The organism is Streptomyces antibioticus (assembly GCF_002019855.1).
Taxonomy (GTDB): Bacteria; Actinomycetota; Actinomycetes; order Streptomycetales; family Streptomycetaceae; genus Streptomyces; species Streptomyces antibioticus_B.
Window position 1 is genome coordinate 553669 of sequence record NZ_CM007717.1, and the last position, 17197, is coordinate 570865.

18 protein-coding genes are annotated in these 17197 nt (G+C 73.1%); 9 read left to right on the forward strand and 9 right to left on the reverse strand.

What is annotated here, in order from left to right; all coding sequences use genetic code 11:
- The first annotated feature begins 11 nt into the window (after positions 1-11).
- Positions 12-674 (forward strand): CBS domain-containing protein, encoded by a 663-nt coding sequence (locus AFM16_RS02495; RefSeq protein ID WP_030781158.1) that lies wholly within the window; start codon positions 12-14, stop codon positions 672-674.
- A gap of 22 nt (positions 675-696) precedes the next feature.
- Here the strand turns inward: AFM16_RS02495 and AFM16_RS02500 are convergent, their stop codons facing one another.
- Entirely contained in the window at positions 697-1299 is a 603-nt protein-coding gene (locus AFM16_RS02500) for a hypothetical protein (protein ID WP_078632077.1), read from the reverse strand.
- A gap of 161 nt (positions 1300-1460) precedes the next feature.
- On the opposite strand from AFM16_RS02500, the gene AFM16_RS02505 reads away from it, so the two are divergent.
- A complete protein-coding gene (locus AFM16_RS02505) occupies positions 1461-2276 on the forward strand; it encodes an SAM-dependent methyltransferase (protein WP_030781163.1) in 816 nt (271 codons plus the stop codon).
- A 79-nt stretch (positions 2277-2355) separates the two neighbouring features.
- On the opposite strand, the gene ligA is transcribed toward AFM16_RS02505, so the two are convergent.
- Complete coding sequence (gene ligA, locus AFM16_RS02510) at positions 2356-4491, reverse strand: NAD-dependent DNA ligase LigA (protein WP_245177614.1); 2136 nt, start codon at positions 4489-4491, stop codon at positions 2356-2358.
- A gap of 106 nt (positions 4492-4597) precedes the next feature.
- Here ligA and AFM16_RS02515 point away from each other — a divergent pair, with 106 nt between their 5' ends.
- Positions 4598-5326 (forward strand): hypothetical protein, encoded by a 729-nt coding sequence (locus AFM16_RS02515; RefSeq protein WP_245177615.1) that lies wholly within the window; start codon positions 4598-4600, stop codon positions 5324-5326.
- Between the two features lie 44 nt (positions 5327-5370).
- Here AFM16_RS02515 and AFM16_RS02520 read toward each other — a convergent pair whose 3' ends face one another.
- Positions 5371-5745 (reverse strand): hypothetical protein, encoded by a 375-nt coding sequence (locus AFM16_RS02520; protein ID WP_030781171.1) that lies wholly within the window; start codon positions 5743-5745, stop codon positions 5371-5373.
- 240 nt (positions 5746-5985) lie between these two features.
- On the opposite strand from AFM16_RS02520, the gene AFM16_RS02525 reads away from it, so the two are divergent.
- Both AFM16_RS02525 and AFM16_RS02530 read left to right on the forward strand, forming a co-directional pair.
- Positions 5986-7644: a serine/threonine-protein kinase gene (locus tag AFM16_RS02525; protein WP_078632083.1), complete on the forward strand. Its 1659-nt coding sequence runs from the start codon at positions 5986-5988 to the stop codon at positions 7642-7644.
- The gene (locus AFM16_RS02530) at positions 7641-8399 is read left to right on the forward strand and encodes a hypothetical protein (RefSeq protein WP_245177616.1); all 759 of its coding nucleotides are present in this window, start codon (positions 7641-7643) and stop codon (positions 8397-8399) included. Before AFM16_RS02525 ends, AFM16_RS02530 begins: the two co-directional genes overlap by 4 nt.
- An 8-nt stretch (positions 8400-8407) precedes the next feature.
- Here the strand turns inward: AFM16_RS02530 and AFM16_RS39270 are convergent, their stop codons facing one another.
- Together AFM16_RS39270 and AFM16_RS02535 are read right to left on the reverse strand one after the other, a co-directional pair.
- Positions 8408-8584 carry a hypothetical protein gene (locus tag AFM16_RS39270; RefSeq protein WP_167797144.1) on the reverse strand — a complete coding sequence of 59 codons (177 nt, stop codon included), beginning with the start codon at positions 8582-8584 and terminating at the stop codon, positions 8408-8410.
- Between the two features lie 192 nt (positions 8585-8776).
- On the reverse strand, positions 8777-9550 hold the full coding sequence (locus tag AFM16_RS02535; RefSeq protein WP_030781193.1) for a LamG domain-containing protein: 774 nt from the start codon (positions 9548-9550) through the stop codon (positions 8777-8779).
- 212 nt (positions 9551-9762) lie between these two features.
- Here AFM16_RS02535 and AFM16_RS02540 point away from each other — a divergent pair, with 212 nt between their 5' ends.
- Positions 9763-10716 carry an SGNH/GDSL hydrolase family protein gene (locus AFM16_RS02540; protein ID WP_078632086.1) on the forward strand — a complete coding sequence of 318 codons (954 nt, stop codon included), beginning with the start codon at positions 9763-9765 and terminating at the stop codon, positions 10714-10716.
- A gap of 24 nt (positions 10717-10740) precedes the next feature.
- Here AFM16_RS02540 and AFM16_RS02545 read toward each other — a convergent pair whose 3' ends face one another.
- Entirely contained in the window at positions 10741-12228 is a 1488-nt protein-coding gene (locus AFM16_RS02545; RefSeq protein WP_030781201.1) for an MFS transporter, read from the reverse strand.
- A 427-nt stretch (positions 12229-12655) separates the two neighbouring features.
- Here AFM16_RS02545 and AFM16_RS02550 point away from each other — a divergent pair, with 427 nt between their 5' ends.
- Together AFM16_RS02550 and AFM16_RS02555 are read left to right on the forward strand one after the other, a co-directional pair.
- Positions 12656-13987 carry an alpha/beta fold hydrolase gene (locus AFM16_RS02550; protein WP_078632088.1) on the forward strand — a complete coding sequence of 444 codons (1332 nt, stop codon included), beginning with the start codon at positions 12656-12658 and terminating at the stop codon, positions 13985-13987.
- Between the two features lie 52 nt (positions 13988-14039).
- Positions 14040-14549 (forward strand): molybdenum cofactor biosysynthesis protein, encoded by a 510-nt coding sequence (locus AFM16_RS02555; RefSeq protein WP_078632090.1) that lies wholly within the window; start codon positions 14040-14042, stop codon positions 14547-14549.
- Here AFM16_RS02555 and AFM16_RS02560 read toward each other — a convergent pair.
- From AFM16_RS02560 to AFM16_RS02570, 3 genes are all read right to left on the reverse strand, one after another.
- Positions 14539-14997 (reverse strand): ATP-binding protein, encoded by a 459-nt coding sequence (locus AFM16_RS02560; protein ID WP_107419009.1) that lies wholly within the window; start codon positions 14995-14997, stop codon positions 14539-14541. The genes AFM16_RS02555 and AFM16_RS02560 overlap by 11 nt on opposite strands.
- 80 nt (positions 14998-15077) lie before the next feature.
- Complete coding sequence (locus AFM16_RS02565) at positions 15078-15878, reverse strand: chitosanase (RefSeq protein ID WP_107419239.1); 801 nt, start codon at positions 15876-15878, stop codon at positions 15078-15080.
- A gap of 165 nt (positions 15879-16043) precedes the next feature.
- Positions 16044-16316: a hypothetical protein gene (locus AFM16_RS02570; RefSeq protein ID WP_030781217.1), complete on the reverse strand. Its 273-nt coding sequence runs from the start codon at positions 16314-16316 to the stop codon at positions 16044-16046.
- A gap of 235 nt (positions 16317-16551) precedes the next feature.
- On the opposite strand from AFM16_RS02570, the gene AFM16_RS02575 reads away from it, so the two are divergent.
- Positions 16552-17193 (forward strand): hypothetical protein, encoded by a 642-nt coding sequence (locus AFM16_RS02575; RefSeq protein WP_037874628.1) that lies wholly within the window; start codon positions 16552-16554, stop codon positions 17191-17193.
- The last annotated feature ends 4 nt before the right edge of the window (positions 17194-17197 follow it).

A 17197-nucleotide genomic window follows, 5' to 3' on the forward strand; every position in this document is an offset into this window, starting at 1 on the left:
AGGAAGCCCCCATGAACCATCAGCAGGTACGCGACCTCATGAGCGATGTGGTCGTGCGAGTCCAGGGCGGTACGCCGTTCAAGGAGATCGCCCATCTCCTCCAGGAGTACGACATCACGGCGGTGCCCGTGGTCGACGAGGACGACCGCCCGGTGGGCGTGGTCTCGGAGGCGGACCTGCTGCACAAGATGTGGGGGCGGTCGGAGCACGACCCCGACGGCGCGCCCCGGCCCGCCAAGGCGTGGGCGACCGACGCGGCGGGGCTGATGACCTCGCCGCCGGTGTGCGCGCGGGAGGACTGGAGCGTCGTGGACGCGGCCCGGGTGATGGCCCGGCACGGCATCAAGCGGCTCCTGGTGGTGGACGACGACCGGCGGCTGATCGGCGTGGTGAGCCGGGGCGACCTGCTTCAGGTGTTCCTCCGCAAGGACCAGGCGATCCGTACGGAGATCGTGGAGGAGGTCCTGGTCAGGATGCTGGGCGAGTCGCCGTCGGCGGTCCATGTGGACGTGGCGCACGGCCATGTCGTCCTCAGCGGCCGCCTCTCCTCCCGGGTCACGGTGCCGGAGCTGGAGGAGCTGTGCCGCAATGTCGACGGGGTGGTGGCGGTGGAGTTCAGACCGGTACGGGAAGCGGGGTCGGGCCTGGAGGAGCCGGTCCGAGTCACTCCGTGACACCGTGAGCCGGACCGGAGGGTCACCCCCGGGCGGGGCGCGCCGGTGTCACGCGTTCCGGTTCGCACTCCGTGTGGGTGAGGAACGCCTCCAGCAGCTCCGCCGCCGGGCGGTGCGGGGGCAGGGCCCTCAGGTGCGCCTCGTAGCCGTCCGGCAACGGCGGGGCGATCAGGGCGACTTCGTCCCCGGAGCGCAGGCGCAGGACGACACCGCGCAGACCTTCGGGATCGCCGGGCACCGTGCGCAGGCGGGCGTGCAGCCGGTCCTGCGACGGGGCGTGGAGCCGGACCCGGGCCAGCAGCGTGCCGTGCCTGTACTCCTCCCACCGGTCGAACCCGAGGGCGCGCAGCGGCGGTTCCCGCCAGGGGCGGGCCGCGTCCAGCCGGGCCAGCAGGCGTCGCAGGAAGTCGCGGACGGCCGGTTCGTCGTGCGGCTGCCAGGACAGGTCCTGGTCCCAGACGTCCTCGGCGAGCGCGGCCTCCACCGCGGTGTACTGCTCCTCGGCGGTGAGGTCGTACAGGGGCCGCTCCAGGACCATGCCGGCGATGCGTCCGACCTCGTCGTCGCCCAGCTCGCGGCTGAACTGCACGCAGTACAGAATCCCCATGACCACCCCGAGTCGCATGCGGGCAGTATCCACGGCATCCGGTGCCACGGTCACGGCACCCGCTGCCGGTATTCGGGGCCGTACCGGCCGGAAGGATGAACTGGTGTACACAGTAGGGTCGTTGCGGCATATCTTGTGCGCTGAACACTGAAGACTCGGCTGAAAGACGGACACTGCTCATGACCGATCACGCCCCCGCGCCCGGCTCAGCGGCGCAGCAGAAGATCGACACGTCGGTGCCTCACTCGGCCCGGATCTGGAACTACTGGCTGGGCGGCAAGGACAACTACCCCGTCGACGAGGCGGCCGGTGACGCGTACACCGACGTCTTCCCCGGCATCGTCACGATCGCCCGCAGCAGCCGAGCCTTCCTCCAGCGCAACATCCGCTACCTGGTCGCCGAGGCGGGCATCCGGCAGTTCCTGGACGTCGGCACCGGTCTGCCCACCGCCGACAACACGCACGAGGTCGCCCAGCGGATCGCTCCGGAGACCCGGATCGTCTACGTCGACAACGACCCGATGGTCCTCGCCCACGCCCGCGCGCTGCTGTACTCGACGCCGGAGGGCAAGACCGCCTACGTGGACTCCAATGTGCTGGAGCCCGACCGCATCCTGGAGGCCGCGGCCGAGACGCTGGACTTCTCGCGTCCCACGGCCCTGATCCTGAGCAACATCCTGGGTCACATCGCCGACTACGACCAGGCCCGCTCGATCGCCTCCCGTCTGATGGACGCGCTGCCCTCCGGGAGCTACCTCTCCATCAACGACGGCTCCCGCGGCTTCGACCCGGTCTTCGAGCAGGCCCAGGACGCCTACAACGAGAGCGGTGCCGTCCCCTACAACCTGCGGACGGTCGAGGAGATCACGGCCTTCTTCGACGGGCTCGAACTGCTCGAGCCGGGTGTGGTGTCGGTCCCGCTGTGGCGTCCCGACGCCGATGTCCCGGCGCCGGCGGTCATCGCCGAGCACGGCGGGCTCGCCCGCAAGCCCTGACGAGCCGACCGGCCGGGCTGATCCACCGGGGTGGTCTCCGCAGGGCAGGGGCGGAGACCATCCCGGATCGGCCGGCCGCTCAGCCGACCAGTGCGGCGTCCGCCGGGTCGGCATCCACCGGATCCCTGTCCGCCGCGTCGAGGCAGTCGGCGACCAGGACCGCGAACTCGTCCGGCGTGAGAAGGCGGACGCCGAGCGTCTCGGCCTTCGTCCGCTTGGATCCGGCGCCCTCCCCGGCGACGACCAGGCTGGTCTTCTTGGACACACCGGAGGAGGCGCGGCCGCCCGCGCGCTCGATCAGTTCGTTCATCTCGTTGCGACTGAGCTTCTCCAGCGGGCCGGTCATCGCACCGGTGACCACCACCGCCATCCCGGCCAGCGGCCCCGCACCCGCCGCGCCCTCCTCAGTGCTGTCCTCGGTGCCCGGGGGCGGCGGCGGGGTGGCGCCGGGCTCGGTCATGTTGACGCCGACCGCGGCGAGCTTGTCGATGAGCGGGGCCAGTTCGACCAGCTCGGCCACGATCGACGGCGCCTTCTCGGTGCCGATGCCCTCGACCCGCTGGATCGCCTCGGCGTCGGCGGCCCGCAGATGGTCCATCGTCGCGAAGTGGCGGGCGATCCGCCGGGACATGGAGCGGCCGGTGCCGCGCACGCCGAGCGCGCACAGCACCCGCGACAGGGGCTGCCTGCGGGCGGCGGCCAGCGCGGCGAGCAGATTGTCGGTGCTGGTCTCGCCCATCCGGTCGAGGGCGAGGAGCTGGTCGCGGGTGAGGGTGAACAGGTCGGCGAGATCAGCGACCAGACCGGCCTCGACGAGCTGGACGACCCGGGTGTGCCCGAGGCCCTCGATGTCGAGCTGGTCGCGGCCCGCGGCGTAGGAGAGGGAGGCGACCAGATGGCAGTTGCGGCCGTTGGCGCAGCGCCAGCGCTGCTCGCTGCTGTCGATGTCGGCGCCGCAGCGCGGACAGGACTCGGGGAAGGCGATGGGCTGTTCGTCGCCGGTGCGCAGATGGGCGACGGGGGCTTCGATGCGCGGGATCACGTCCCCCGCGCGGTGCACCATCACGTGGTCGCCCAGGCGCAGATCGCGACGGGTGATGTCGGCGGGGTTGTGCAGGGTGGCGTAGGTGATGGTCGAGCCGTCGATCTCGACGGGCTCCAGGACGCCGCGCGGGGCGATGATGCCGGTCCGGCCGACGTTCCACTCCACGCCGATCAGCCGGGTGATCTTCTCGACGGCCGGCAGCTTGTAGGCGATCGCCCAGCGCGGCGCGCGTGAGCCCGACCCCGCGGCCCGCTGGTCGTCGGCGAGGTCGGCCTTGATCACGATGCCGTCGATGCCGAACGGCAGCTCCGCGCGCAGGGCGGCGATCTCCTGCACCCGGGCCAGCACCTCGCCGGGCGTGTCGGCGGTCGTGCCGGGCACGGCGGTGCCGGCGGTGGTGTTCACGCCGAGGGCGGCCACCCGCTCCATCAGATCGCTGTGCGGGCTCTCGGCGAGGGACACGGCGAGCGTGTCCTCGGTGCCGGGCAGGGGCAGCATGCCGTAGCCGAAGAAGGTCATCGGCACCGTGTAGGCGCGGTCCTTGGCGCGCAGGGTGCCGGCCGCGGCGTTGCGCGGGTTGGCGAAGGGCTGGCCGCCGTGCGCGATGCGCACCTCGTTGGCGTGCTCGAACTGGGCCGTCGTCATCAGGACCTCGCCGCGCACCTCCAGCGTGACCGGTTCGGCGAGCCGCTCCGGGAGGCCCTCTATGGTGCCCGTGGCGTGCGAGACGTCCTCCCCGGCCGTCCCGTCCCCGCGGGTGATCAGCCGCGTCAGGCGGCCTTCCGTGTAGCGCGCCGCGATCGCCAGGCCGTCCAGCTTCGGCTCGACGCTGAACCGGGTCACGTCGTGGCCGACGCGCCGGGCGAGCGAGGCGGTCCAGGCGGTGAACTCCTGCGCCGAGAAGACGTTGTCCAGGCTCAGCATGGCGACCGTGTGCGGTACGTCGCCCTCGACGGCGCCGCCGGCCACCTTGCCCGTCGGCGAGTCCGGCAGGACCTGGTCGGGGTGTGCGGCCTCCCAGGCCGCGATCGAGCGCACCAGCCGGTCGTAGGCGTCGTCGTCCAGCACGGACGTGCCGCCCTCGTAGTAGGCGGCCGCCGCCTTCACCGCGTCCTCGACCGCCCGCGCGTAGGCGGCGGCATCCACGATCACTGCACCAGGTGTTGTCATACCCGCCATCCTGCCTCCCACCACTGACAACGGGTCCGGACCGGCCGCCCGGACCGCCGGGAACGGGCTGCGGCGAACGGGAACGCCGCCGGGCAGAATGGGACGGGTGGACGACACTCGACGGTGGTACGTGGCATCCGCCCCCGAGCGTTACGGGCGGCTGCGGGTGGAGCGGGACGACCTCGGCGCGGCCCGCTGGCTGGCCGAACTCGGGCCGGGGCAGGAGGACTTCGGCACCGTCGCGGGCATCGCCGTGCCGGGCTTCGCCGCGTACGTACGGGTGCTGCATCCGGCGTCGCTGGACGAACGGCCGGTGTCGTGGGCGGAGGTGGCCGCCGCCTACGGACGGTCGGTGGAGCCGGGCGCGGAATGGCACCGGCTGGTCGGGACGGAGCGCTTCTACCACAACGCGTCCGACCACGGCCTGCCCGGCGTCTGGGACGAGCACCCGGCGGAGGGGCCGACACCGGTCGGCGTGGCCCGCCGTCTCCTCCCCGTGCTGGCCCGGCACACCGGGACCGCCGGGCGCTGCTGGTTCGGACTGTGGGCGGGCTACGGCCGCCGGAGCTTCGACGGGGTGCCGTGCTTCGAGACGCCGCACCGGGAGAGGGTGCTGCTCTCCGGGCCCCTGGACGACGTCCTCTCCCCCGTCGAGCCGGACGAGTTCGCGGAGTTGCCGGACCTGTGGTGGCCGCAGGACCGCGCCTGGTGCGTGGGCGGCGACGTGGACCTCGTCAGCACGTACATCGGCGGATCACCGGAGCTGATCGCGGAGTTGCTCGCCTCTCCGCTGCTGGAGACGCTCCCGGTGGCCCCCGGCGACTCCGTGTACTGACTCCCGCTGCCGCCGCTGCCACCGCTGCCACCGCTGCCACCGTCTCAGGCCGCGTACCCCCTGCCGCGCGCCCGCAGCGCCCGTACCGGAGCGGGCGCGGGCACGGCGGCCATCGGGAGGCGCAGCGGCGCGGCCGGCGGACGGGCCGCGCTGACCCGGTACGTCGTCTTGGCGGGGTCGGTGACCGGCTCGCCGAGGACGATCCGCCCGGCGGCGTGCAGCCGGTCGCACTCCTCGGTGGGCAGGGCCACATAGCAGCCGCCCCGGCCGGACCCGGCGTCCAGCGGCCGCCAATAGCTGTACCGGCGGCGCCCGTTGCTGTGCACGGTGACGAACACGGGGCGTCGCGCGTCACAGACGATGCGCAGCACATCGGCCTCGGCTGCGGTGAGCTGAGCGCGGGAGCGGGCGTCGGGCACGGGAGGTGACCTCTTTCAGGCGGAGCGACTCAAGATCACTTACCCCGATTCGGCGAGGTTGATCTCACTTCCGCGCATTCTTCAACACGGGACTGACAATTTCCTTCCGGCGCGCGGCAGTTGAGCGGCGCCGTGCAGGACGTTCTCCCGGCCTGCAACCGCACTGGCCGAATTCGTGTCTCTGCTGCCGTGGCCCGGACGTCCCGTGCCAGGGTGGCACGACCGCAGGGGGGAGGCGCGATGAACACATGGGCGGTACCCGGATACTCCGAGTCGCTCGAACTCGGTTCCGGAGCCAGTGGACGGGTGGTGCTCGCCGTTCATGAGCCGACCGGTCTGCCGGTGGCCGTGAAGTACCTGAGCGAGTCGCTGCGCACCCGGCCGGGTTTCGTGCACGGCTTCCGTGCGGAGGCGGAGCTGCTGGGCGGGCTGGAGAGCCCGCACGTGGCCGGTTTCTACGAGTACGTGGAGGCACCGGAGGGTGCCGCCATCGTGATGGAGCTGGTGGACGGGGTCTCGCTGCGGACGCTGCTCACCCGGGAGAGCCCGCTGTCGCCCGAGTCGGCGCTGGTGGTGCTCAAGGGTTCGCTGCTCGGTCTGGCCGACGCGCACCGGGCCGGAGTGGTCCACCGGGACTACAAGCCGGAGAACGTGCTGGTCACCCCGGAGGGGACGTCCAAGCTCGTCGACTTCGGGATCGCCGTGGACGCCGGCATCCGGGCCGGGGTGGCGGGCACTCCGGCGTACATGGCGCCCGAGCAGTGGACGGGCGCGCCGGCCTCACCCGCCGGGGACGTGTACGCGGCCACCGCCACCTTCTTCGAGTGTCTGACGGGCCGTAAGCCGTACGCGGGGGAGAACCTCGCGCAACTGGCGCTCCAGCACGTCGAGGGCGAGGTTCCGGACGAGGAGGTGCCCGCGGGAGTGCGGGCGCTGGTGCGCCGGGGGCTGGCGAAGACGGCGGAGGAGCGGCCGGCGGACGCGGCGGCGTTCGTGGCCGACCTGGAGCGGGCCGCGGTCGCGGAGTACGGCGAGGACTGGGAGGAGCGCGGCCGGGGCCGGCTGGCGGCGCTCGTGGCGCTGCTGCTCTTCCTGATCCCGGCCACTCCCGGGACGGCGTCCGGGACCACCGTCGACACCGCCCGCACGGTGCTCCGCCGGGAGCCGGGGGCGGGGCGGCTGCATCCGTGGCGGCCCACCTGGCCGGGGCTGGTGGTGGCGACGGCCGCGGTGCTCGTCGCGCTGCTGCTGGGCCAGGGGCTCGGGCAGGGGGCCGGGGCGGCCTCCGGGCAGGCCGTCGCGACGACCGTGCCCTCGCCGGTGTCCGGGACGAGCGCGCTCCCCTCGGTGTCGCCGTCGGCATCCGACGCGTCCCTCTCCCCCTCGCCCAGCGCCTCCACTTCCGCGTCGGCGTCCGCGTCCGCCTCCGACGGCGCGCCGTCGCCGTCCGACGACACCGGCGCCTCCGTCTCGCCGACGGTCACCTGGTCCGACCCCGGCACCCCCTCCGGGCCGCCCGGCGGGTCGGCCTCGCCGAGCCCGTCGACGAGCACGGTCGAGCCGCCGGTCGCGCCCGCCGTCAAGGACGTCACGGTGACCGGTTTCCGGCAGACGGGCACCGCCACGGCCACCACGACGATCACGGTCACCACGGACGGCACGGGGCCGCTCACCATCTCCGTGGCCTGGTTCTCGGGCGACGCCGCCGGGCAGTCCGGCGCCGCGGACGGGGCGCCCGTGTCGTTCCGGCGCAGCGGTGCCACGCAGTACACGCTGGCGGTCGACCACACCTTCCAGGGCAACGGCTGCTACTGGACGGTGCGCGCCACCACGAACCCCGCCTCGGCCGACGGCGGCGCGTCCCAGCAACTCCTGACCCGGCGGTGCGACCTGCGATGAGCACACCCCACGACCGCCGGCCCGGCGCCGACGACCCGACGAGCCCCGCGCCCCTGGCGGACACCCGGGTCGAGGACGACGACGAGTACAGCGCGACGATGCTGGCCAGCCACTGGATCCAGCGCCCGGACGACGCCACGACGATGCTGGCGGGCGCCGGTGCCGGGGCGGCGCCATCACCCGAGCCGCTGGACCGTACGACGGCGGACACCCCCGAACCGACCGTGCCCACCGGACCGACCGGGCCGCAGGGCCGGGTGGACGGCACCATGCTGCGCTTCGGCCCCGGCGTCACCGCGTCCCTGTCGCAGGGCGTGCACACGACGCTGGCCCCCGTGGCACCTCCGCCGGTCCGCCGGCACCGTCGGCTGCGCCGGCACGCGCTGCCCGCGCTGGTCCTGGTGGCCGCCGTGATCTTCCTGTTCTGGCGGGGCCACTCCCCGCCCGAGCTGACGGTGCGGAGTGTCTCGGCGACGGCCGCCGAGCCGGGCACGGGCTGCGACGGCACGGCGGACGTCGTCGGTGTCGTCCGCACCGACGGGCGCCCGGACGAGTTCTCCTACCGCTGGGTGCGCAACGACGGCACCACCTCCGACGTCCTGCACGCGAGCGTCGACCGGGGCCGGGAGGAGGTGCGGCTGCACCTCTACTGGACGTTCCAGGGTCCCGGCCGGTACGCGGCAGAGGCGGAGCTGCACATCCTGTCGCCGTCCCGGAAGACCGCGACGGCGCGCTTCACGTACGACTGCTCCTGAGGCGGCTCTCAGCCGAAGAACGACCGCTGGGTCGGCAGCCCCGGGGTCAGGGACGGGCCGCCGGACATGACGCGGTCCAGGTCGCGCTTGATGCGTTCGGCCTCACCGCGGACCTGGGCGGGCACGTCCCCGCGTTCGGTGACCAGGCGGGAGTAGATCGGCGTGTCGTCGAAGACGGAGAACACGGAAGAGGCTCTGCTTTCGTGGTCGGTCGGCCTGGCCGAACGCGGTGAACGGCTCCGGGCACGCGGCCGATCCGCCGGGGCGAATCCACCGTGCCATGACGCCGCCTGACGGTCATACGGGCGAAACGGGTGTCGGCGACATCATCGCATTGTGCCCGCTGCGGCCGGGTACCGATGACCATGTCCACGATGTCAGCTCTCGTCGCCGACGTCGTCGCTCCGCTCGTCCTCACCCCCTTCGTCGTCCAGCAGATCGAGGACCCGGGCCGGACGCCGGACCACCAGGTCCCGTACCTCGTACGACATCTCGGTGGTCCTGGGGGACGGCGGCGGGTGGTAACGGCCGCCGCAGACCGAGAGGTTGACGATGAGATAGGCGTGCCAGGTGCGGCCGACCCCCCGCCGGTCGGCGAACACCTGGGCGCCGTTCACCCACCACACCACGGAGCGCACCCCGAACTCGACGCGCAGGCCGACCCACGCGCCGGGCCGGATCGCCGGGTCCCGGTGGTAGAGGTTGGCGCCGCGGACATGGTTGGTGAGTTCCAGCAGATCGGGGTTGTCGGGGTGGTACTCGAAGACGTCGATCTCCTGATCGCCGTCCCGCCAGGTCCAGATGGCCGGCCAGGCACCGGCCTCGTAGGGCAGCCGGACCCGGGCCTCCAGCACGTCGCCCGCGCGGACCGTGAACGCCTCCTCGCTTCCTTCGGTGGTGAGCAGTCCCGTGTTCCACCGTCCGTCCCGGCGGCGGGTGGCCCGGAAGGTGCCCGAGCGGCTGTAGGCGGGGTCCTCGACCAGGTAGTCCAGTTTGTCGTCGCCCGGGTTGACCGGGCCTCCGTGGGGATACGCCCATGAACGGCCGGCCACCCATTGGCGGGTGGACGTGAAGTCCGCCGTGAAGACGACGGCGGGGCCGGGCGTGGGGCCCCGCGCGGAGAGCGGGCTCTCACTTGTGGGATTCTCCATGCCGCGATGCTGCTCCGCATATGACCAGGGCATGCGGGCGCGCCCGAAAACCGGCCCGACAACCAGCCGTCCGAGTGAACGGACGGCGGGAAACACGTGTCGTCATGACTCTGGCCCCCTCCACATACCGGGCGGTATACAAGCCCAGGCGAACAGTTGAACAGTCGAACTGTCATACATCCGGGCGTGGTGGGTTCAACGGGAGGACCGCGATGCGGCGCGACGCACACAGAGCAGCGGACACAGGCAGAGGAGCCGGGGCCGGACGTCGTCGCCGGGGGGTCGCGTTCCTGACCGCCCTGGGCGGCTGCGCCCTCGTCGCCACGTCCGCGACGCCCGCCGGAGCGCACGGGGGCGGGCACGGCAGCGGCACCGGTCACGGCTCGGGCGGCGCACGCGCGTACGTGGCGCTCGGCGACTCCTACACCTCCGGTCCCCTGATCCCTCAGCAGGTGGATGCGAACTGCGCCCGCTCCGACCGCAACTACCCGTCGCTGGTGTCCGCGCGGATCCGGACGTCCGCGTTCAAGGACGTCAGTTGCGGCGGGGCGACGACCGAGCACATGTGGAAGCCGCAGGGCACCAACGGCCCGCAGCTCGACGCGCTGAGCAGGAACACCGACCTGGTGACCGTGCAGATCGGCGGCAACGACATCGGGTTCGGTTCGATCATCTCCACGTGTGCCGGGCTGTACGCCCAGGACCCGTCCGGCGACCCCTGCCGACGGCACTACCGCACCAAGGGGGTCGACCAGTTGTCCGTCACGATCGCCCGGACCGCTCCCAAGATCGCGCAGGTGCTGTGGGCGGTGCGCGCGCGGGCCCCGCACGCCCGGGTCGTCGTCGTGGGCTATCCGGCCCTGCTGCCCGACGACGGCAGCGGCTGCGCGCCCCAGGTGCCGTTCGCCACGAAGGACTTCCCCTACCTCCGGGACACCGAGAAGCGGCTCAACCTGATGCTGCGGCTGGTGGCCCTGGTGAGCCGCGCGGAGTACGTGGACACGTACGGTCCGACGGTCGGGCACGACATGTGCAAGTCGCCCGAGGTCCGCTGGATCGAGCCGCTGCGGCCCTCCGCCCCCGCGGCGCCCGCGCACCCCAACGCCAAGGGCGAGGCGGCGATGGCGGAAGCCGTCCTGAACCGACTGGACCGAGGCCGCCGCTAGCGCGTCTCACCCGATCCTCGGCCGTCAGCCCGCACCCGGCCCCGGACCCGAACCGCCCTGAAGGCGTTCCAGGTCCGAGGGCCGGACCTGGATCACCACGAGGGCGATGATCGCCGCGACGACCGTGAAGATCGCGGCCATGACGAAGGCGGCCGACACCCCCGCGGTGAGGACCTCGTCGGACCAGGGCGCGGGGAGTTCGCCGGTGCGCTGGAACCGCAGCCGTTCGGCCGGGCTCGCCTGGGACAGGAAGTCGGCGACCTGGTCGGTCGCCTCGTTGCGGCTGGCCGTGCCGAACATCGTGACCAGGATGGACAGGCCGAGGGAACCGCCCACCTGCTGGGTCGCGTTGAGCAGCCCGGAGGCGGCGCCGGTCTCCGCGGTGGGCACGTTGGAGAGCGCCATCAGCGTGAGGGACACGAACTCCATGCCCATGCCGAGGCTGAAGACCAGCATCGGCCCGAGGATGCTGCCCGCGTAGGTGGAGTGGACGTCGGTCAGCGTCAGCCAGGACAGGCCGGCCGCGGCGAGGATCGCGCCGATCACCATGAAGGGCTTCGGACCGTACGTCGGCAGGAAGCGGGAGGCGAGACCCGCGCCCACCGCGATCACGGCGCTGACGGGGAGGAAGGCCAGACCGGCCGCCAGCGGGCTGAAGTTCAGGACGTCCTGCACGAAGAGCGTCAGGAAGAAGAACATCCCGAAGATCGCGGCGGCCAGGCACAGCATGATCCCGTACGTTCCCGCCCTGTTGCGGTCCGCGAACATGTGCAACGGCGTGATGGGCTGCCGGGAGCGGCGTTCCACGAAAACGAAGAGGGTCAGGACGACGACCGCGGCACCGAACGAGGCGAGCGTCAGCGGGTCGCTCCAGCCGTCCTGGGCGGCCCGGATGAAGCCGTAGACGAGGAGGACCATGCCCAGGGTCGAGGTGAGGGCGCCGGTGATGTCGAAGCGGCCCGGGTGGCGTTCGGACTCCTTGATCCAGCGGGGTGTGGCGAGGGCGATCAGCAGGCCGATGGGGACGTTGACGAAGAACACCCAGCGCCAGTTGAGCCATTCGACGAGCATGCCGCCGGCGAGGAGCCCGATCGCGCCGCCGCCCGCCGAGACGGCCGCGAACACCCCGAAGGCCCGGTTGCGTTGGGGACCCTCGGGGAACGTCGTGCTGATCAGGGCGAGCGAGGTCGGCGAGGCGATGGCGCCGCCGACGCCCTGGAGGGCGCGTGCGGCGAGGAGTTGGCCCGATCCCTGGGCGAACCCGCCGAGCAGGGAGGCCAGGACGAACAGCAGGACACCGACGACGAACACCCGGCGTCTGCCGAGGATGTCACCGGCGCGGCCGCCGAGCAGCAGCAGTCCGCCGAAGGTGAGCGTGTAGGCGTTGACGACCCACGACAGGCTGGTGGTCGAGAAGTCCAGGGACCGCTGGATGTGCGGCAGCGCGATGTTCACGATCGTGATGTCGAGCACCACCATGAGCTGACAGGAGGCGATGACCAGAAGGGCCATCGCGTTCCCGCCCCCGCCCTTGTCGCGGGCGGAGGTCTCGGCTGCGGAAGTGGGCTGCGGAAGGCTGCTCATGAGTATCGCGCGCTCGGAGGCGGCCGGTTGGGGCGTGCGGCGCGTGGTCGCGCCCGCCGTCCGTGCACCCGTCCGACGCTACGCCCGTGCCCTGAGGGTCACCACTCGATCATCCGGCGCCCCAACTCCCCCACGGCTCTTGAACCCGGGCCGTATATCACCTGTCACCGAACGCCATATTACTGAACCGTAACCTTCCTGACGCTACCCGAGGTAACGAAGCGCTGGCTACGGTCCTGACAGTTCGTCTACGAGCGATACGGGGCAGCGGTGGGCGACCGCGGCCCCGCGCCGCTCTCCCCACACCCGAGCCGCAGACGATGGCTCGGGCCTCCCCCTGCCCCGGAGGTCCGCCATGCCCGCCCCCACCCGCCTGCTGGCCGCAGCAGTCACCGCTGCCGCCTGTCTCGGCACCGCCGCCGTCCCCGCCGGCGCGGCCGAGTCCGACGCCGCCGACGCCGTGGTCTCCCGCGGCATCACCATCCCCACGTTCTACAACCCGCCCGCGACGCTCCCCGCGGCCGACGGCACCCTGGTCCGCAGCGAACCGCTCCCGCTCGCGCTGAGCCTGCCCGGCATCGGCGGCCCGCTCCCCGGCAGGGCGACCCGTCTGATGTACAAGTCCACGGACGGCAACGGCCGTCCGGTCGCGGTCACCGGCGCCTACATCGAGCCGACGGCCCGCTGGAAGGGCAGCGGCGCACGGCCGCTGATCGCCGTCGCGCCCGGCACCATGGGCCAGGGCGACCAGTGCTCCGCCTCCTTCAACCTTCAGCACCCGGTCGTCGTCAACACCCAGACCCTGTCCGTCGGTTACGAGATCCTGGCGATCTACCGCATGCTCGCCCGCGGCATCGCCGTCGTCGTCACCGACTACGCCGGGCTGGGCGCGACGGACCGGCTGCACACCTACGTCAACCGGGTCGACGAGGCCCACGCCGTCCTGGACGCCGTACGGGCCGCGCGGTCCCTGCCCGGCACCTCGCTGTCGGCGGCCTCGCGGGTGGCGCTGTACGGCTACAGCCAGGGCGGCGGGGCGGCGGCCGCCGCGGCCGAACTCCAGCCCTCCTACGCCCCCGACGTCACCCTCGCCGGGAGCTACGCCGGGGCGCCGCCCGCCGACCTGACGGCGGTCACCCGGGCGATCGACGGCAGCGATCTGGCCGGGGCGCTCGCCTGGTCGGTCAACGGCTTCCTCCAGTCGGACCCCGAGCTGAAGGCGATCGCCGACACCCACCTCAGCGCGAAGGGCTGGGCGGCGCTCAAGGACCTGTCCAGCATGTGCGTCGGGGACGCGCTGCTCTCCTACAACTCGGCGCGCAGCACGTCCTGGACCAAGGACGGACGGTCCCTCAACGACGTCATCGCGTCGGAACCGGCGCTGAAGGCGTTCCTGGACGACCAGAGCCTCGGCACGATCGCGCCCGCGTCCCCGGTACGGCTGGCGACCGGCACCGCCGACAACCTGGTGCCCCACGCCCAGGCCCGGTCGCTCGCGGTCGCCTGGTGCGCCAAGGGCGCGGACGTCACGTACAAGCCGGTGATCCTGCCGAGTCTCGGCCGGGCGCTGCTCAACCACATGACGCCGCTGCTCGCCGACCAGGGCTCCGCGATCTCCTGGCTGACGGACCGGCTCAACGGCAAGCCGGCCGGCTCCAACTGCGCCACCCTGCCCCTGCGGCCCTGACCGGCAGGCCCTGACCGGCCGGGCGCGCGACGGCGGCCCTACGGTGGACACCATGACCGAGGTGGAAGTGGTGCAACTGCTGGTGTCGCCGTCGCACCGGCTCGCCGGGCGTCCCTCGGACGGCCCGGCGCCGGGCCCCGACGACGAACTGGTGGGCGAGGTGCGGGTGCGGGCCGGTCTCGGGCTGGTCGGCGACCGCTACTTCGGCCGCCCGGCGCACCGCGACGCCGCCGTGACCCTGATGTCCGAGGAGAACCTGCCCCGGGACATCGCCCCCTCGGCAGGACTGCCCCAGACCCGCCGGAACGTCCTGCTGCGGGGCGTCGACGTCGACTCCCTGGTGGGGTCCACAATCGCGCTGGACAGCGGGTCGGGACCGGTCACGTTCGCCGTGAACCGGCCGGCCCGGCCCTGCGCCTGGATGGACGTCGCCGTCGGACCGGGCGCGCAGCGCGCCCTGCGCGGCAAGGGCGGTGTGCGCTGCACGCCGCTGTCGGACGGCGTGCTGACCGTGGGCCCGGCGAAGCTCACCGTCCTCCGGGCGCCGTCCGTCACAGCCTGAGGCGGACCACGACCCGTTTGCCGGCCGTCTCCCGTACGGCGTGGAACTCGTCGGCGACGGCCCGGACGATCTCCAGGCCGTGGCGGCCGATGCGCGTCGGGTCCGGGGCGCAGGGCCGCGGCAGGGCGGGGTCGCCGTCCCGGACCGTGATCTCCACGGCGGAGGCGGCGAGGCGCAGCCTGAGCAGGACCGGGCCGGGGGCGTGGCGGAGCGCGTTGGTCACCAGCTCGCTCACCACCAGCCGTGCCAGGTCCACGGTCCGGGCCGGCACCGCCCCGCCGCTCCCCTGCCCGCCGCCCCGGGGGGCGGCGGTGAGGAAGTCCGCGGTGAGGGCGCGGGCCCGGGCGATGGAGCCGTCCGCGCCGTCCAGCTCCACCGCCGTCTCGACGACACCGACACCGACGCCGGAGGCCGGCGTCCTTCGGACCGTCTTCGTTTCCCCGTTCATATCGGCGCGACTACCCACGAACCGGACGTGTACGCGCCCGGCCGGCGGGGAGCGGTGGCCGTTCAGGGAAGCGGGGCCGTTCAGCCGATGTGATAGCTGTCGCCGTAGACCTGCCAGTCGAGCGGCGGGGTGAGGTCGAGGTTGCCGTTGCGCAGGAAGACGCGCTGGGCGGTGTCGACGCGGCTGGTGTCGCTGTGCGCCTCCTCCTGCCGCATCGCCCAGACGCGCGCGTCCAGGAAGGCGTGCAGGTACGTCGTCTCGTCGCCGCCCTGGGCCGGGGGCCTGGCCCGGTTCAGGGCGCGTCCGCGGATGTTGCGGAAGCTGGTGGGGTCGGTGCCGTCGCCGTGCATCACGATCGCGTCGTAGTAGCAGAACTGGCCGAGGGTGCGCAGTCCGTCGGCCTTGCCCTGGCGGACGGCGGGGTTGAAGTAGACGCGGTCGCGTTCGTCGTTCTGCGCCTGCTGGAAGACGGGGTCCTGGGCGGCCCTGCGCCAGTCGCGGGGGTAGTCGGGGTCGAGCCCGGCGTGGGAGTCGGTGCCGTCGACCGCGCGCAGGGCGGGCAGGTAGCGGGCGAGGACGTTGCCGGGTTCGCGGTCGGCGTAGAGCTGGACGAGGTCGAGCATGTCACCGGTGCCGGAGCAGAAGCCGATGATGCCGGCGGTGTAGCCGCGGCCGTCGCCGATGTCCTCGATGTACTGGTACTGGGCCTTCCAGTCGAGCGTGGAGTTCTCCGCGCTCGACACCAGCTTCATGGCGATCTCCTTCTTCGCCGGGTCGTCGAGTCCGGGGGCGGCCGCCGCCGCGCCGGGGGCGCCGAGGAGCGGGACGGCCGCGAGCGCGCCGGTGAGGGTCAGGAACGTACGGCGGGAATGACTGTGCACCACAGTGGCTCCAGGTGGGGGGTGGGGGGATGGCCGTGCTGCGGGAGTACCGACATTGAACTGTCAGGAAAGTTTCCTATCAAGTGCTGCGGACAGACCCGGCCCCACCGAAGACAAGGTTCGTACGATCGAACGAAGGCGCCCCGGACCCCTGGTGACGGTCCGTCAGGAAGTGCCCGGTGTGTCCCCGCGCCAGTCGAAGCGGCGGCCGTCGCCCCCGCGCCGTACGTACACGGACCGTCCGCCGGGGCCGTAGCGGCCTATCTCCGTCGTCAGCGCGACCTCGCGCGGCTCGCGCTCCGTCCGGTCCGTGACGTCCAGGAGCAGGCCGTCCAGCGGGCCGCCCACCAGTTCGGCGTACACCCGGTCCGGGCGGGGCCCCGCGTCGTCGTGATCGGCGCCGTAGACCCGGCCCCGCAGGAATTCAGCCTCGTCCATGACCAGCAGCTTGGCATCCGCCACTGACAACGGCCCCCGGTGACCGGGCGGCGGAGCCGGGCGCGCGCGGGGCGGCCGGGGGCGCACGGGGGCGTTCACCGCATCCCCTCCGGGGCGGCGGGTATCCCTCCTCACGCGCACATCACGTCTACGGGGGTGGGGGCCGACCCGGATGGCAGGCATACGGAGGCGGGCGCGGAAGGGCGAGTCGGCGCGCGCCCGGCACAGACGGACGGTGAGCGAGTTACGGGCGGCGGGCCGGGACGGACCTCGGCTGTCCGAGGTGCTGCCCGCGCTCGCCCTGCTGGTGGCGGCCGGGTGCGGGGCGGTCGTGGGGCTGGTGTTCGTCGTGCGCGGCCTCGGTGCCGGGGCGGGTGCCCTGGCCGTCGGGGCGCTCGGCGTCGGCGCCGCCGTGGCGCTCCGCAGGTCGCGGCTGCCGGCCCGGCGGCGCGGCGGGTACTACACGCCGGAGGAGCTGGCGGAGCTGGACATGCCGGGGCTGGTGGTCGCGGTGGCGCGGATGCTGCGGCGGGACGGCTGGCGGGTGCTGCCGCCGCCCCGGCACGACACCTTCCATCTGTCCGCCCGGGACGGCCGGGGGCGCCTGCTCGACGTGGCGTTCCGGCCGGTGGCCGAGCCGCTGCCCGACGAGGACACGGCGTGCTCCTGCCGCCGGCCGCGGGCGCGGGCCCGGTCGGGGCCCCCGCTGCGGCTCGTCGTCCACCGGGGCGCGTTCAGCCACCGTGACGAGGTGTGGGCCGCGCGCGAGGGCCGCACCGTCCTGGTCGACGGGCCCCGGCTGCGGCTGTGGGCGCGGGGCACCCCGCTGGACCGGCTCGTGGCCGGGGTGCCCGCCGCCGCGCCCCGCCGGACCTGAGACG